This is a genomic window from Rhodococcus sp. X156, assembly GCF_004006015.1.
GTDB lineage: Bacteria > Actinomycetota > Actinomycetes > Mycobacteriales > Mycobacteriaceae > X156.
On the sequence record NZ_CP034766.1, the window covers coordinates 1,297,399 to 1,312,355 of the forward strand.

14 protein-coding genes are annotated in these 14,957 nt (G+C 71.7%); 10 read left to right on the forward strand and 4 right to left on the reverse strand.

Features of this window, described 5'->3' with window-relative positions; all coding sequences use genetic code 11:
- Positions 1 to 3: 3 nt before the first annotated feature.
- The 4 genes from ELX43_RS06170 to ELX43_RS06185 are packed head-to-tail and all read left to right on the forward strand — an operon-like array spanning position 4 to position 2,845.
- Positions 4 to 969, forward strand: coding sequence for a hypothetical protein (locus ELX43_RS06170; RefSeq protein ID WP_346773866.1), 966 nt, complete (start codon positions 4 to 6; stop codon positions 967 to 969).
- A 57-nt stretch (positions 970 to 1,026) separates the two neighbouring features.
- The gene (locus ELX43_RS06175; protein WP_127782597.1) at positions 1,027 to 1,230 is read left to right on the forward strand and encodes a DUF1737 domain-containing protein; all 204 of its coding nucleotides are present in this window, start codon (positions 1,027 to 1,029) and stop codon (positions 1,228 to 1,230) included.
- Positions 1,227 to 1,655: a rhodanese-like domain-containing protein gene (locus ELX43_RS06180; protein WP_127782598.1), complete on the forward strand. Its 429-nt coding sequence runs from the start codon at positions 1,227 to 1,229 to the stop codon at positions 1,653 to 1,655. The genes ELX43_RS06175 and ELX43_RS06180 overlap by 4 nt, the downstream gene beginning before the upstream one ends.
- Entirely contained in the window at positions 1,619 to 2,845 is a 1,227-nt protein-coding gene (locus ELX43_RS06185; protein WP_127782599.1) for an O-succinylhomoserine sulfhydrylase, read from the forward strand. Before ELX43_RS06180 ends, ELX43_RS06185 begins: the two co-directional genes overlap by 37 nt.
- Positions 2,846 to 2,885: 40 nt before the next feature.
- Here the strand turns inward: ELX43_RS06185 and ELX43_RS06190 are convergent, their stop codons facing one another.
- A complete protein-coding gene (locus ELX43_RS06190) occupies positions 2,886 to 3,506 on the reverse strand; it encodes a dihydrofolate reductase family protein (RefSeq protein WP_127782600.1) in 621 nt (206 codons plus the stop codon).
- A 282-nt stretch (positions 3,507 to 3,788) separates the two neighbouring features.
- Between ELX43_RS06190 and ELX43_RS06195 the strand changes: the two genes are divergently transcribed.
- Complete coding sequence (locus ELX43_RS06195) at positions 3,789 to 4,190, forward strand: hypothetical protein (protein ID WP_127782601.1); 402 nt, start codon at positions 3,789 to 3,791, stop codon at positions 4,188 to 4,190.
- Here ELX43_RS06195 and ELX43_RS06200 read toward each other — a convergent pair.
- Positions 4,138 to 5,778, reverse strand: a complete 1,641-nt coding sequence (locus ELX43_RS06200; RefSeq protein ID WP_127782602.1) for an MFS transporter — start codon at positions 5,776 to 5,778, stop codon at positions 4,138 to 4,140. The two genes, ELX43_RS06195 and ELX43_RS06200, sit on opposite strands and share 53 nt — an antisense overlap.
- 158 nt (positions 5,779 to 5,936) lie before the next feature.
- On the opposite strand from ELX43_RS06200, the gene ELX43_RS06205 reads away from it, so the two are divergent.
- Positions 5,937 to 6,536 carry a TetR/AcrR family transcriptional regulator gene (locus ELX43_RS06205; RefSeq protein WP_164860590.1) on the forward strand — a complete coding sequence of 200 codons (600 nt, stop codon included), beginning with the start codon at positions 5,937 to 5,939 and terminating at the stop codon, positions 6,534 to 6,536.
- Positions 6,537 to 6,641: 105 nt separating this feature from the next.
- Complete coding sequence (locus tag ELX43_RS06210; RefSeq protein ID WP_127782604.1) at positions 6,642 to 7,733, forward strand: winged helix DNA-binding domain-containing protein; 1,092 nt, start codon at positions 6,642 to 6,644, stop codon at positions 7,731 to 7,733.
- Between the two features lie 7 nt (positions 7,734 to 7,740).
- On the opposite strand, the gene ELX43_RS06215 is transcribed toward ELX43_RS06210, so the two are convergent.
- On the reverse strand, positions 7,741 to 8,418 hold the full coding sequence (locus tag ELX43_RS06215) for an MBL fold metallo-hydrolase (RefSeq protein WP_206518206.1): 678 nt from the start codon (positions 8,416 to 8,418) through the stop codon (positions 7,741 to 7,743).
- Positions 8,419 to 8,637: 219 nt separating this feature from the next.
- Here ELX43_RS06215 and uvrA point away from each other — a divergent pair, with 219 nt between their 5' ends.
- Both uvrA and ELX43_RS06225 read left to right on the forward strand, forming a co-directional pair.
- Positions 8,638 to 11,559, forward strand: a complete 2,922-nt coding sequence (gene uvrA, locus ELX43_RS06220; protein ID WP_127782606.1) for an excinuclease ABC subunit UvrA — start codon at positions 8,638 to 8,640, stop codon at positions 11,557 to 11,559.
- Positions 11,560 to 11,612: 53 nt separating this feature from the next.
- Positions 11,613 to 13,547, forward strand: a complete 1,935-nt coding sequence (locus tag ELX43_RS06225; protein WP_241249810.1) for a DEAD/DEAH box helicase — start codon at positions 11,613 to 11,615, stop codon at positions 13,545 to 13,547.
- A gap of 87 nt (positions 13,548 to 13,634) precedes the next feature.
- On the opposite strand, the gene ELX43_RS06230 is transcribed toward ELX43_RS06225, so the two are convergent.
- Positions 13,635 to 13,988, reverse strand: a complete 354-nt coding sequence (locus ELX43_RS06230; RefSeq protein ID WP_127782607.1) for a DUF1844 domain-containing protein — start codon at positions 13,986 to 13,988, stop codon at positions 13,635 to 13,637.
- Between the two features lie 236 nt (positions 13,989 to 14,224).
- Between ELX43_RS06230 and infC the strand changes: the two genes are divergently transcribed.
- On the forward strand, positions 14,225 to 14,917 hold the full coding sequence (gene infC / locus ELX43_RS06235) for a translation initiation factor IF-3 (protein WP_241249811.1): 693 nt from the start codon (positions 14,225 to 14,227) through the stop codon (positions 14,915 to 14,917).
- Positions 14,918 to 14,957: the final 40 nt, after the last annotated feature.

The following is a 14,957-nucleotide window of genomic DNA, read 5'->3' on the forward strand; positions in this document are numbered from 1 at the left end:
CAGATGACGACCCCCGAGATGGACAGCTCCACGGTGCACACCACCACGCCGGACAGCTCCACGTTGGACACCGCTGCGATGGACACCGCCACGGCCACTCGCTGTGCCCGCGCCACCGACATGATCCACTCGATGACCTACTTCGTGCCGGAGACTGACCAGCGGCTCACCGAGGCGGGCCTGCGGCCGGGCCGGATGTGCTACTTCGCGGGTCGCGCCGCGGCCATGGGGGCGGTGGGCCCGGGTCCGGTGGCGGCCACCTTCTACAACTTCAACCCCGACGTGATCGCGCGCCACCTCCCGCGGGCCTGGACCCTGGCCGAGCCACCGGCCGTGCTGGCCGCCCGCCGAACGGCGGCCGAGCAGGCGCTGCGCCGGCTGCTGGGCCCGGAGCTCGCCGACTCGCCCGAGATCGCCGAGGCGGCCGAGCTCGCCCGCACCGCGGCGCTGGCCTGCACCAGCGCGGGCCGGGCACTGCACGCCGGGCACGCCGACCTGGAGTGGCCGGAGACCCCGCTGCTGGTGCTCTGGCACGCCATCACGCTGCTGCGCGAGCACCGCGGCGACGGCCACGTGGCGGCACTGCTGGGTGCGGGGCTGTCGGGCATCGAGGCGCTGATCACCCACACCGCCACCGGCACCGGGTTCACCGTGGGGGCCGCGCAGGCCACCCGCGGCTGGTCGGAGCAGCAGTGGGCGGACGCCGAGCAGGCGCTGCGGCAGCGGGGCCTGTTGGCCGGGGACGGCTCGCTCACCGAGGCCGGCGTGCAGCTGCGCGCCGACGTCGAGGCTGCCACCGACCGGATGGCCGTGGCCCCCTGGGCGGCGCTGGGCGTGCCGGGCACCCTTCGGCTCACCGAGATCGGAACCCGGCTGTCCCGCGTGATCCTCGACGCGGGTGCGGTCCCGGAGGGCGTTTTCGCCCCGGGTGCCGGACGAGGCCGCAGCGCCGCGGAGCCGGGGTCGTAACATCGCCTCCGCGCCGGTGAGCACGTCGGCGCGCACGGAGACGATGGGACGAAGCACGTGAGTGATCCCCAGCCAGGTGAGGGAAGGCTCCGGTACCGGTTGCTGACCGGCCCCGACGACCAGACGTTCTGCAAGCGGGTGAGCACGGCACTGGCCGAGGGCTACCGCCTGCACGGCTCGCCCTCCGCCACCTGCCGGCCCGACGGGCAGGTCATCGTGGCCCAGGCCGTGGTGCTGGACGACAGCGAGGCCGCGCGGTGAGCGCCCCCCAGGGCCGCCCGGCCGAGGGCTACACCGGTGACCTGACCGTGCAGGAGGCGTGGGAGGCGGTGGCCGGCGGCGCCGCTGTGCTCGTCGACGTCCGCACCGACGCGGAGTGGCGCTACGTCGGCGTGCCCGACCTCTCCGACCTGCAGGCCGAGCTCGGCCTGGTGGAGTGGGTCAGCGCCCAGGGCGAGGTCAACCCGGAGTTCACCGACGAGGTGGACCGGCTCGCGCAGGGACGTCCGGTGATGTTCCTGTGTCGGTCCGGGCAGCGGTCGGTGTCGGCTGCTCGGGCGGTGACGGCGGCCGGCCGCGGCCCGGCCTACAACGTGCTCGACGGATTTGAGGGTGGGCTGGACTCCTCCGGCCACCGTGGCAGTACCGGATGGCGAGCCGAGGGGCTCCCGTGGAGGCAGTCGTGAGCAGCACCGACGGGACGCCGAGCTGGCGTCCCGACACCCTGGCTGTGCGTTCTGGCGTGACGCGCTCGGAGTTCCAGGAGACGTCGGAGGGGCTGTTCCTCACCTCGGGCTTCGTCTACGACACTGCCGAGGACGCTGAGGCGGCGTTCGCCGGCGAGGTCGACCGCTTCGTCTACTCCCGCTACGGCAACCCCACGGTCGCCATGTTCGAGGAGCGCCTGGCGCGGCTGGAGGGTGCGGAGGCCTGCTTCGCCACCGCCAGCGGCATGTCCGCAGTGTTCACCGCGCTCGCGGCCCTGCTCAAGGCCGGCGACCGGGTGGTCGCGGCCAAGAGCCTGTTCGGCTCGTGCTTCGTCATCCTCGACGAGATCCTGCCCCGCTGGGGCATCGTCACCGAGTTCATCGACGGCGGCGACCTGGACGAGTGGAAGCGGGCGCTGGCCACCCCGGCCGCCGCAGTGTTCTTCGAGAGCCCGTCCAACCCGATGCAGGAGATCGTGGACGTCGCCGCCGTGGTGGAGCTCGCCCACGGCGCGGGTGCGACGGTCGTGGTGGACAACGTCTTCGCCACCCCTGTGCTGCAGCGGCCCACCGAGGTGGGTGCCGACGTGGTGGTCTACTCCGCCACCAAGCACATGGACGGCCAGGGGCGCGTGCTCGGCGGCGCCATCCTGGGCCGCAAGGAGTTCATCGACGGCCCGGTGAAGACGCTGATGCGCCACACCGGGCCCTCCATGTCGCCGTTCAACGCCTGGGTGCTCACCAAGGGCCTGGAGACCATGGGCCTGCGGGTGCGCCACGCGGTGGGCACCACCCAGCAGCTGGCCGAGTGGCTCGAGCAGCAGCCCGGCATCAGCTGGGTGCGCTACCCGTTCCTGGCCTCGCACCCCCAGGTGGAGCTGGCGAAGCGGCAGATGTCCGGGGGCGGCACCGTCATCACCTTCGAGCTCGACGGCGGCAAGGAGCGGGCCTTCGAGCTGCTCAACCGCCTGCGGATCATCGACATCTCCAACAACCTGGGCGACGCCAAGTCGATGATGACCCACCCGGCCACCACCACCCACCGCCGCCTGGGCGCCGAGGGCCGCGCGGCCGTGGGCATCACCGACGGCGTGGTGCGGCTGTCGGTGGGCCTGGAGGACGTCGCGGACCTGCGGGCCGACCTGGACCAGGCGCTGCGCCAGGACTGACGGCGCGCAGCCGGCTGTCCGGGCTGAGGGTCCTTCCTGCTCACTCCTCGAGCAGGAAGGAGCCGGTCTGCACCCCGCCCACGTGCCGGTAGGCGGCGGTGAGGGCGCCGGTGCTGGTGCTGGCCGAGGAGACCAGCGAGAAGGTGGTGGGCACCGCGCCCTCGCCGAACAACCGCTTGCCCGTGCCCACCACCACGGGGAAGACGATCAGCCGCAGCTCGTCCACCAGCTCGTGGCGCAGCAGGGTCTGCACCAGCCCGGCGCTGCCGTGCACCTGCAGCTCACCGTCCACGGTCTCCTTCAGTGCCTGCACCGCCGTGGGCACGTCACCGGTGATCAGCTGCGAGGCCTCCCAGTCCACCGCGCCGAGCGTGGTAGAGGCCACGTGCTTGGGCAGGGTGTTCAACGACCACGCCACCCGGTCGCCCTCCACCGGAACCTTCGGCCAGTGCGCGGCGAAGATCTCGTAGGTGCCGCGACCGAGCAGGAACGCCCCGGCGTGGGAGAACCACTCGTCCACCTGGGCGCCCATGTCCTCATCGGCGAAGGGCACCAGCCACCCACCGTGCTCGAAGCTGCCGGAGACGTCCTCGGGCGGACCCCCCGGGGCCTGCATCACGCCGTCCATCGTCAGAAATGTGGTGACCACCAAGTCGCCCATGCTGTTTCGCCCTTCTCTGCCGTGCGCGCACCGTGCGCCGTCCTGGGAGAAGGGACGCCGCAGCCGCAGGAAACTGATCGACTGCCGGCATCGGCGCTGGTAGATCCGTCGCCCGGCGAGGGGCCGCCGTCACGTGGTGGTACTTGCAGACGCCCCGAGCCGGCGACTGCTCCGTCGCTCCCGGAATGGCTGCGGAGCCGTTCGTGGTCTGTAATGGCGGCTGGTACCTGCCGTTTCTTGTCGTTCGTCCGCAATGGGCGAGTCAGCCAGGAGGGCCGTTCCATGAAGCGGTTGCTGCTCGGGGCACTCGCCGCCACCACGGTCGTCAGCGCGTGCGCGCGCCCCGCTCCGTCCGGCGTCCGGGAGCAGCCGTCCGCCACGCTGGAGGAGGCGCCCACGGCCAGCGTTCCGCTGGCCACCCCGCCCACCTCGTCACCGCACACGCCGACGGTCACGCTGCGCGAGCGGGCTGCGCCGGTGCCGCCGCGCACCAGCCCGGCGCCGAGCACCGCCCGCACGCCGGTGCCCAGCGCCACCGCGTCGCCGCCGGTCACCACCACCCCCACGGCCAGCGCCCGCCCGTGCACCGACCTGTTCAGCTACGCCGGGGACCCTCGCTCCGCCGAGGAGATCAACTCGGTGGGGTGGCTGGCTGGCGCGTGCCCTGCGCCGCAGCGTCGGTAGCCGTCTGCTCCGTGGGCCCTTCCTCGGCGTCCTTGGCGTGCCCGTCGGGGTGGCGGTCGTGCTTGGGCAGCGCCACCAGCACACCGACCGCGGCCAGGGCTGTGGCGATGGCGGAGGCGAGCGAACCCGCGTGCAACCCGTCCATGAAGGTCGTGCGGACGGTGGCGACCGCTGGGCCCTGGAGCTCGCCGGGCAGCTGCCCGACCACCTCGAAGGCGGCTATCACCGAGTGCCGCGCGGCGGACACCGCGTCGGCCGGCAGCCCGAGCCCGCCGAGCTCGGTGGCGAGCTTGCCGCCGTAGACCGAGCTGAGCACCGAGCCGATGACCGCGACCCCCAGGGCCCCGCCCACCTCGCGAGTGGTGTCGTTGATCGCCGAGCCGGCGCCGACCCGCACCGCGGGCAGGGCGCCCATGATCGCGTCGGTGGCCGGGCCGGTGGTCAGTCCAAGCCCTGCTGCCATCAGCACCATCGCGACGACGATCGGCCCCCAGTAGGGCGCGTCCACCGTGGTCACCGTGACCAGCAGGAACCCGGAGCTCATCAGCAGCAGACCGGCGGCGACCACCACGGTGGTGCCCCACCGCTTCATCAGCACGATCGCCACCGGCGACAGCAGGCCCACCACCACCGCGAAGGGCAGCGTCGCCACCCCGGCCCGCAGGGTGTCGTAGCCGCGTACCGCCTGGAAGTACTGGGTGATCATGAAGATGAAGCCGAACAGGCCGAAGTAGGCCATCGCCACAGCCGCGCTGGCCGCCGACACCCGGCGGTTGGCGAACACCCGGACGTCCAGCAGCGGCTGCGACCGGCGCAGCTCCCACCAGGTGAAGACCACAGAGAGCAGTGCCGCCCCCACGAAGCCGCCGAGGGTGGCCGGCGAGAGCCACCCGTGGTCCGGTGCCTCGATCACCGTCCACACCAGCAGCCCGACGGAGGCCACTGACAGCACCGCGCCGACGGCGTCGAACCGGCCCGGGTGGGGGTCGCGCGAGCTGGGCAGCAGCAGCTTGCCGGCCACCAGCGCCAGCACCACCAGCGGAATGTTCACCAGGAAGATCGAGCTCCAGGAGAAGTGCTTCAGGAGCACCCCGCCGCTGACCGGCCCCACGGCCACCGCGAGCCCGGACACCGCCGTCCAGATGCCGATCGCGGTGGCCTTCTCCCGGCGGTCGGTGAAGATCGTGGACAGGATGGCCAGCGTGGCCGGGTAGATCAGGGCTGCCGACACCCCCATCGCCGCCCGTGCGGCGATCAGCTCGCCGGTGGTGGAGGCGTAGGCCGCCCACACCGAGGTGGCGGCGAACAGCACCAGGCCCACCTGCAGCACTGGCTTGCGCCCGAAGCGGTCTCCGAGCCCGCCACCGGTGAGCATCAGCCCGGCGAACAGCAGGGTGTAGGCGTCCACCAGCCACTGCAGGTCGCTGGTGGAGGCCCGCAGCTCGCGGCTCAGCGTGGGGAGCGCGACGTTCACGATGGTGTTGTCCACCAACACGATGAGCACGCTTAGGCACAGCACGGCCAGCGCCCACCAGCGGCGTGGGTGCGGGGCAGCGGCGTGGGACGGGTCGAGTCGTGGTGCAGCCATCAGGTTCTCCTGTAGAACGATGTACTACTGATGTGGAACAGTGTTATCTACGATGGTGGTGCTGGCAAGGGGTAACTTGCGGTCAGTGCTGGCAGTCAGGACAGCGCGCTCGGCCAGCAGGGCGTGGCACGGCGATCAGCAAGGCCAAGGAGGTACCGGTGGCGGGATCCACGCGTCGGGTGCGCACCCCCAGCGGTGACGTGCGGGCTGCGCTGGTGGACGCCGCCGAGGCGGTGCTGGTGCGAGAGGGTCCCTCCGGCGTGACCGTGCGCGCGGTGGCGACCGAGGCCGGGGTGGCGCCGATGGGTGTCTACAACCGCTTCGGCGACAAGGAGGGCCTGGAGCGCGAGCTGTTGGTGCGCGGCTTCCACGGGCTGCGTGACGCGGTGGCCCCCCGCGGCGAGGCCGACCCGCTGCAGCGGTTGCGGTGCTGCGGCGTGCGCTACCGCGAGTTCGCACTGTCGCACCCGCAGCACTACCGCGTCATGTTCGACGCCACCACCGGCGCGGGGTTCGCCTCCGAGCAGGTGCAGGAGGCGGCCATGGCGGCGTTCGGCGAGCTGGTGGGGCACGTGCAGCACGCCATGGCGCAGCGGGCGATCGCCACCGGTGACGCCGAGGACCTTGCCAGCCAGATCTGGGCGGCGGTGCACGGGGCGGTGTCGCTGGAGCTGGCCGGGTGCACCGTGGCGGTCGACCCGGAGGCGACCTACGGACGGCTGCTCGACCTGGTGATCACGGGCCTCACCGCGAGCTGACGCTCCCGCCTGCTTGGTAGCGGTTGCGGACGCGGCGCGGGGCGGGGCGGTTGGTGGTACTTGCAGACGCACCATCCTGTCGGCGTGGCGTGCGACCGTGGACCCATGGCCACGGTGCATAACGTGACGCTGCCGGAGGTGGCGCTGCTGCGGCTGGCGGCGCAGCGGCTGGTGGGGCCACGTGCTGCCACCGCGGCCGAGGCGGTGCGGTGGATGGGCGCGGTGCAGGCCCAGGACCACCCCGGCTCGCTCACCTCGGTGGCGCTGCGCACCGCCGCCGGCACCCGCGCCGACGTGGTGGCCGCGCTGGACGCCGGCGAGGTGGTGCGGACCTGGCCCATGCGCGGCACGCTGCACCTGCTGCCCGCCGAGGACGTGGCCTGGATGCTGCCGCTGCTCACCCCGCGGGTGGTGGCCGCCAGCGCGGGCCGGCGCCGCAGCCTCGGGCTCACCGAGGACGACCTCGACCGTGCCGGGCAGCTGGCCGAGCAGGCGCTGGCCGGGGGAGCTGGCCTCGCCCGGAGCGAGCTGTTCGCGGTGTGGGACGACGCCGGTCTGGCCACCCGCGAGCAGCGCGGTGCGCACCTGCTCGGCTACCTAGCCATGACCGGCACCCTGGTCTTCGGGCCCACCCGGAACGGGCAGCACCTGCTGGTGCTCGCCCGCGACTGGGTGCGCCGGCCCCGCCGGCTCGAGCGCGAGGAGGCCCTGGGTGAGCTGGCGCTGCGCTACTTCCGCAGCCACGGCCCCGCCACCCCGGCCGACCTGGGCCGGTGGGCCCACCTGCGGGTGGGCGACCGCCGCACCGGGGTGGAGCTGGCCCGGCCGCACCTGCTCAGCGTCGAGGTGGCGGGCGCCGACGGCGACGGCACCGAGCACCTGATGGACCCGCAGACTCCCGAGCGGCTCGCTGCCGCGCGCGAGGAGGCCGAGGGGGTGCTGCTGCTGCCCGGCTTCGACGAGCTGGTGCTGGGCTACGGCGATCGCCGAGCGCAGCTGGACACCGAGCACGCCGGCCGGGTGGTGCCCGGCGGCAACGGGATGTTCCTGTCCACCGTGGTGAGCGCCGGGCGCATCGTGGGCACCTGGCGGCGTGCGGGGCGCGGCGCGCAGCAGACCATCAGCGCCACCCCGTTCACCGCCTTCACCCCCGAGGTGGAGTCAGCGCTGCCCCGGCTGTACGAGCAGCTGCCCTAGCCGGCGGTCACCAGCCGCGAGCGCGCCACTCGCCCAGCTGCGGACGCTCGATGCCCAGGTTGGTGTCGCGCCCGTGGCCGGGGTAGACGACGGTGTCGTCGGGCAGCGTCCCGAAGACGCGCTCCTCCAGGTCGTCCATCAGCTGGCCGAAGTCCTCCGGGTTCTGCGTCTTTCCCGGCCCGCCCGGGAACAGGCTGTCGCCGGTGAAGAGGTGCTTCTGCTCGCCGGCGCGCAGCAGCAGGGCCACCGAGCCAGGCGTGTGGCCGCGCAGGTGGATTACCTCCAGCCGCAGCTCACCCACCTCGACGGTGTCGCCTTGGGCGAGCTCGCGGTCCGGGACCACCGGCAGCGGGGCGGCGTCCAGCGCGTGCGCGGCGGTGGGGGAGCCGGTGCCGCCGACCACGTCGGCCAGGGCCTGCCAGTGGTCAGGGTGCTGGTGGGTGGTCACCACCAGCGACAGCTCGGGGGCCTGCTCGTCGAGCAGCTCGGTGAGGCGGTCGGCGTCGTTCGCGGCGTCGATGAGCAAGGACTTGCCGGTGGAATGGCACACCACCAGGTAGGCGTTGTTGTCCATCGGGCCCACCGACACCTTGGTGAGGGTCCCGCCGGGAAAGTCCTTGCGCTGCGCGGCCCCACCCGGGGTCACCGAGCCTGTGTAGTGCGCGTCAACCTGCATGGTGCACAACGTTACCGGCGTCACGTCCAGACTGGGAGAGCGACTGGCCGCCCGGTTCTTGTCGGGGCGCCGACCTACCATGGAGGAGAGCGCGACATCCGGCCACACCGGTCGCATATCGGATGTGGTCACCTCGTGGCGGATGTTGGCCACACTCGGTGCACCGCGGTGTGCTGCCGGGTGTGCGGTGGTGCGCAGGGGAACTAGTGCGTGATGAAGGGATCTGGAGTGGCTGACCGTCTGGTCGTCCGTGGCGCTCGCGAGCACAACCTGCAGGGGATCGACATCGACCTGCCCCGGGACAGCCTCATCGTCTTCACCGGGCTGTCCGGCTCGGGCAAGTCCAGCCTCGCCTTCGACACCATCTTCGCCGAGGGTCAGCGCCGCTACGTCGAGTCGCTCTCGGCCTACGCCCGCCAGTTCCTGGGCCAGATGGACAAGCCTGACGTGGACTTCATCGAGGGCCTCTCGCCGGCGGTCTCCATCGACCAGAAGTCCACCAACCGCAACCCGCGGTCCACGGTGGGCACCATCACCGAGGTCTACGACTACCTGCGCCTGCTCTACGCCCGCGCCGGCACCCCGCACTGCCCGGTCTGCGGCGAGCTGATCTCCCGCCAGACCCCGCAGCAGATCGTCGACCAGGTGCTGGCCATGGAGGAGGGTGCGCGCTTCCAGGTGCTCGCCCCCGTGGTGCGCACCCGCAAGGGGGAGTTCGTCGACCTCTTCGAGCAGCTGCGCAGCCAGGGCTACTCCCGGGTCCGGGTGGATGGCACCGTGCACCAGCTGACCAACCCACCCAAGCTGAAGAAGCAGGAGAAGCACGACATCGAGGTGGTGGTCGACCGCCTCAGCGTCAAGGACAGCGCCAAGCAGCGGCTCACCGACTCGGTGGAGACCGCGCTGCGCCTGGCCGAGGGCGTGATCGTGCTGGAGTTCGTCGACCGCGACGAGGACGCCCCCGACCGCGAGCGCCGCTTCTCCGAGAAGATGGCCTGCCCCAACAACCACCCGCTGGCCATCGACGACCTCGAGCCGCGCTCGTTCTCCTTCAACTCGCCCTACGGCGCCTGCCCGGAGTGCACCGGCATCGGCGTGCGCAAGGAGGTCGACCCCGAGCTGGTGGTCCCCGACGACGAGCTCAGCCTGGCCGACGGCGCCATCGCACCCTGGTCCAGCGGGCAGACCGCGGAGTACTTCAACCGCCTGCTGTCCGGGCTGTCACAGGCCATGGGCTTCTCCATGGACACCCCGTGGAAGAAGCTGCCCGCCAAGGTGCGCAAGGCCGTGCTGGGCGGCTCCGACGACCAGGTGCACGTCAAGTACACCAACCGCTACGGGCGCACCCGCTCCTACTACGCCGCCTTCGAGGGCGTCATGCCGTTCCTGGAGCGGCGCCTGGAGCAGACCGAGTCGGAGTACATGAAGGAGAAGTACGACGGCTACATGCGGGAGGTGCCCTGTCCGGCCTGCCACGGCACCCGGCTGAAGCCGGAGATCCTCGCGGTCACCCTGGGCGACGAGCAGCCGCTGTCCATCGCCGAGGTCTGTGCGCTGTCGGTGGCCGACTGCTCCGCCTTCCTCAACGCCATGCAGCTCGGCCCGCGCGAGCAGATGATCGCCGGCCAGGTGCTCAAAGAGATCCAGGCCCGGCTGGGCTTCCTGCTCGACGTCGGCCTGGAGTACCTGTCCCTGGACCGCGCCGCCGGCACGCTCTCTGGTGGCGAGGCCCAGCGCATCCGGCTGGCCACCCAGATCGGCTCCGGCCTGGTGGGCGTGCTGTACGTGCTGGACGAGCCCTCCATCGGGCTGCACCAGCGCGACAACCGCCGGCTCATCGAGACCCTCACCCGGCTGCGCGACCTGGGCAACACGCTGATCGTGGTGGAGCACGACGAGGACACCATCCGCCAGTCCGACTGGGTGGTGGACATCGGCCCGCGCGCCGGCGAGCACGGCGGCCACGTGGTGCACAGCGGCACCTACGCAGGGCTGCTGGAGAACACCGAGTCCCTCACCGGGGCGTACCTGTCCGGCCGGATGGCCATCCCGCTGCCCGCCCAGCGCCGCAAGATCGACCGCAAGCGGCAGGTCACCGTGGTGGGCGCGCGCGAGCACAACCTGCACGACATCGACGTGAGCTTCCCGCTCGGGGTGCTCACCGCGGTCACGGGGGTCTCCGGCTCCGGCAAGTCCACCCTGGTCAACGACATCCTGGCCACGGTGATGGCCAACAAGCTCAACCGGGCCCGCCAGGTGCCCGGGCGGCACACCCGGGTGAACGGGCTGGACCAGCTGGACAAGCTGGTGCAGGTGGACCAGTCGCCCATCGGGCGCACCCCACGCTCCAACGCGGCCACCTACACCGGGGTGTTCGACAAGATCCGCACGCTGTTCGCCTCCACCGTGGAGGCCAAGGTGCGCGGCTACCAGCCCGGCCGGTTCTCGTTCAACATCAAGGGCGGCCGGTGCGAGGCCTGCTCCGGCGACGGCACGCTGAAGATCGAGATGAACTTCCTGCCGGACGTGTACGTGCCCTGCGAGGTCTGCCACGGTGCGCGCTACAACCGGGAGACCCTGGAGGTGCACTACAAGGGCAAGACCATCGCCGAGGTGCTGGACATGCCCATCGAGCAGGCGGCGGAGTTCTTCCAGTCCATCACCTCCATCCACCGCTACCTGCAGACGCTGGTGGACGTGGGGCTGGGCTACGTCCGGCTCGGCCAGCCAGCTCCCACCCTCTCCGGTGGTGAGGCGCAGCGGGTCAAGCTGGCGGCGGAGCTGCAGAAGCGCTCCACCGGCCGCACCGTCTACGTGCTGGACGAGCCCACCACCGGGCTGCACTTCGAGGACATCCGCAAGCTCCTCGGCGTGATCAACGGCCTGGTCGACAAGGGAAACACCGTCATCGTCATCGAGCACAACCTCGATGTGATCAAGACGGCCGACTGGGTCCTGGACATGGGCCCGGAGGGCGGTGCCGGCGGTGGCCGGCTCATCGCCCAGGGCACGCCGGAAGACGTTGCCGCGGTGCCGGAGAGCTACACCGGCCGCTACCTCAAGGACGCCCTCGAGGCCGCCCCCACAGAAGCACCCACAGTGATCCCCCCGATCAAGCGCAAGGAGAAGGTAGCCGTCCCAGCGGGGTAGCCCACCGACGGGTGGAACCTCCCTCAGACCAGGACGACTAGATTTGACGACTGATGACTCACGACGACACGACTGACCGCGACATGACCGACCGCCAGACCGCAGGCCCCGAGACTGCAGGGCCCGACACAGCGGGCCCCGAGGCTGCAGCCACCCAGGCTGCAGGGCCCGACACAGCGGGTCCCCAGAGTGCGGCGCCGTCCACCACGGACCGGCCCGCCCCCACCACGGAGACCGCCGAGCCCGAGGGGACCCCGCCTGTCTCCTTCGCCGACCTCGGCATCGACGAGCGGGTGCTGCGCGCCCTCACCGACGTCGGGTACGAGAGCCCGTCGCCGATCCAGGCCGCCACCATCCCCGCCCTGCTGCAGGGCCGGCACGTGGTGGGCCTGGCGCAGACCGGAACGGGCAAGACCGCGGCCTTCGCGGTGCCCATCCTGTCCCGCATCGACCTGAGCCAGAAGACGCCGCAGGCGCTGATCCTGGCGCCCACCCGCGAGCTCGCGCTGCAGGTGGCCGAGGCCGTGAGCTCCTACTCCCGCCACCTGCCGGGTCTGCACGTGCTGCCCATCTACGGTGGCCAGAGCTACGGCGTGCAGCTGGCCGGGCTGCGCCGCGGCGCGCACGTGGTGGTGGGCACGCCCGGTCGCGTCATCGACCACCTCAACAAGGGCACCCTGGACCTGCGCGAGCTGCGCTTCCTGGTGCTCGACGAGGCCGACGAGATGCTGGCGATGGGCTTCCAGGAGGACGTCGAGACCATCCTCGCCGACACCCCGGACGACAAGCAGGTCGCGCTGTTCTCCGCGACCATGCCCAGCCAGATCCGGCGGATCTCCAAGCGCTACCTCACCAACGCGCAGGAGATCACCGTCACCAACCGCACGGTGACCGCGGCCAACACCCGCCAGCGCTACATCCAGGTCGCCGGGAACCGCAAGCTCGACGCCCTCACCCGGGTGCTCGAGGTGGAGACGTTCGAGGCGATGATCGTGTTCGTCCGCACCAAGCAGGCCACCGAGGAGCTGGCCGAGCGGCTGCGGGCGCGCGGGTTCTCCGCCGCCGCCATCAACGGCGACATCGCCCAGGCGCAGCGCGAGCGCACGGTGAGCCAGCTCAAGAGCGGGGACCTGGACATCCTGGTGGCCACCGACGTCGCCGCCCGCGGGCTCGACGTGGAGCGCATCAGCCACGTGGTGAACTACGACATCCCGCACGACACCGAGTCCTACGTGCACCGCATCGGCCGCACTGGCCGCGCGGGCCGCTCCGGTGACGCGCTGCTGTTCGTCACCTCGCGAGAGCGCCACCTGCTGCGGGCCATCGAGAAGGCCACCCGCCAGCCCATCACCGAGATGGCGCTGCCGACGGTGGACGACGTCAACTCCACCCGGGTGAGCAAGTTCGCCGACGCCATCACCGCCAGCCTCGACTCCGCGGAGATGACCCTGTTCCGCCGCCTGGTGGAGGACTACGAGCGCGAGCACGAGGACGTCACCCTGCTGGACGTCGCGGCCGCGCTGGCCGTGATGACCCAGGACGGGGAGAGCTTCCTGCTCAAGCCGGAACCGCCCCGCAAGGAGCGCGAGCGCCACGACAAGGAGCGTGCCGCCCGCACCGGGGGCAAGGAGGCCGGTGGCTTCCGGGAGCGCGGTGAGCACAAGGAGCGCGGCTCCCGGGGGCCCGCGCGCTCGCAGGCGGGCGGGCCGATGGCCACCTACCGCATCCGGGTGGGGCGCCGGCACAAGATCTCGCCCGGGTCGATCGTCGGAGCCATCGCCAACGAGGGCGGGCTCACCCGGGCCGACTTCGGCCACATCGACATCCAGGGCGACCACAGCCTGGTGGAGCTGCCGGCCAACCTGGCCGACGACTTCTTCGAGCGGCTGCGGCGCACCCGCATCTCCGGCCAGCTCATCGGCCTCACCCGCGAGGAGGGCGAGAGCCCCCGCCGCGGCGGGGCCCGCAAGGACCACCACCGCAGCTGAGCCAGACCGACTGAGCCGGGCCCCCGTGGGGAGCCCGGCTCAGTCGTGCGTGTCGTTCGGCAGTGCGGGTCGAGCGGTGCCAGCCCGTCAGTAGACGGGGCCGGTGTACTTCTCGCCGGGGCCCATGCCCGGCTCGTCCGGGTGGACGGACTCCTCGCGGAAGGCCCGCTGCAGCGCCTGCAGGCCGTCGCGCAGCGGTCCGGCGTGCGGGCCCAGGTACTCCACCGACGAGGTGATCAGCCCGGCCAGTGCGGTGATCAGGCGGCGGGCCTCGTCCAGGTCGCGGTGCGGGCTGGACGAGGGGGTCTCGTGGGACAGGCCGAGCTTCTCCGCGGCCGAGCTCATCAGCATCACCGCAGCGCGGCTGATCACCTCCACCGCGGGGACCTCGGCCAGCTCTCGGGTGTCTGGTTCGGCAGGGATGTGCGGGTCATCGGTCATGACTGGTAGCCTTGCACCTACGACCGCCCCCGGTTCGCCGGGGGCAGCAAGTGGAGCCCCGCTCCCACCTCCACATCCCTCGGGTGTGCAGGTCCGGTCCGGCTCGTCCTCGCGACGAGCTTTGGCGCCCCGCCAGGGGTGTCAGGATCGGTCGGCAACGGGCCCCTGCACGTCCTCCTCCGAGGGCGTCCTGGGGCCTTCGTCGTGGAGAGCCCGGTTCTGCGGTCATGGACAGAATGCCGAACCTAGGAGGCCCCATCAGCGCTGAGACCCGCATCAACGATCGCATCCGTGTTCCCGAAGTGCGGCTCGTAGGGCCCAACGGGGAACAGGTGGGGATCGTGCGCGTGGAAGATGCACTCCGCCTGGCCGTGGAGTCCGACCTCGACCTGGTCGAGGTCGCCCCCGAGGCCCGCCCGCCGGTCTGCAAGCTCATGGACTACGGCAAGTTCAAGTACGAGAACGCGCAGAAGCAGCGCGAGTCGCGCAAGAACCAGCAGATGACCGTGGTCAAGGAGCAGAAGCTCCGGCCCAAGATCGACTCGCACGACTACGAGACCAAGAAGCGCAACGTGGTGCGCTTCCTCGAGGCCGGCCACAAGGTCAAGGTCACCATCATGTTCCGTGGCCGCGAGCAGTCCCGCCCCGAGCTGGGCTTCCGGCTGCTGCAGCGCCTCGGTGCCGACGTCGCCGACCTCGGCTTCGTGGAGACCTCGGCCAAGCAGGACGGCCGCAACATGACCATGGTGCTGGCCCCGCACAAGGGCGCCAAGACCAGGGTCAAGGCGCAGCAGAGCGCGGAGGCACCGCCGGCCCAGTCCGCGGCGGCCCAGGCCGCCGCGGCCACCCCTGCCGCGCCGGCCCCGGCCGAGCGGGCGCCTGCGAGCACCCCCCAGCCCGCACCGACCGAGCAGGGATCCACGTCCTAGTCAGCCCACGCTGACGACGACGCCCGCCACTACGCTCACA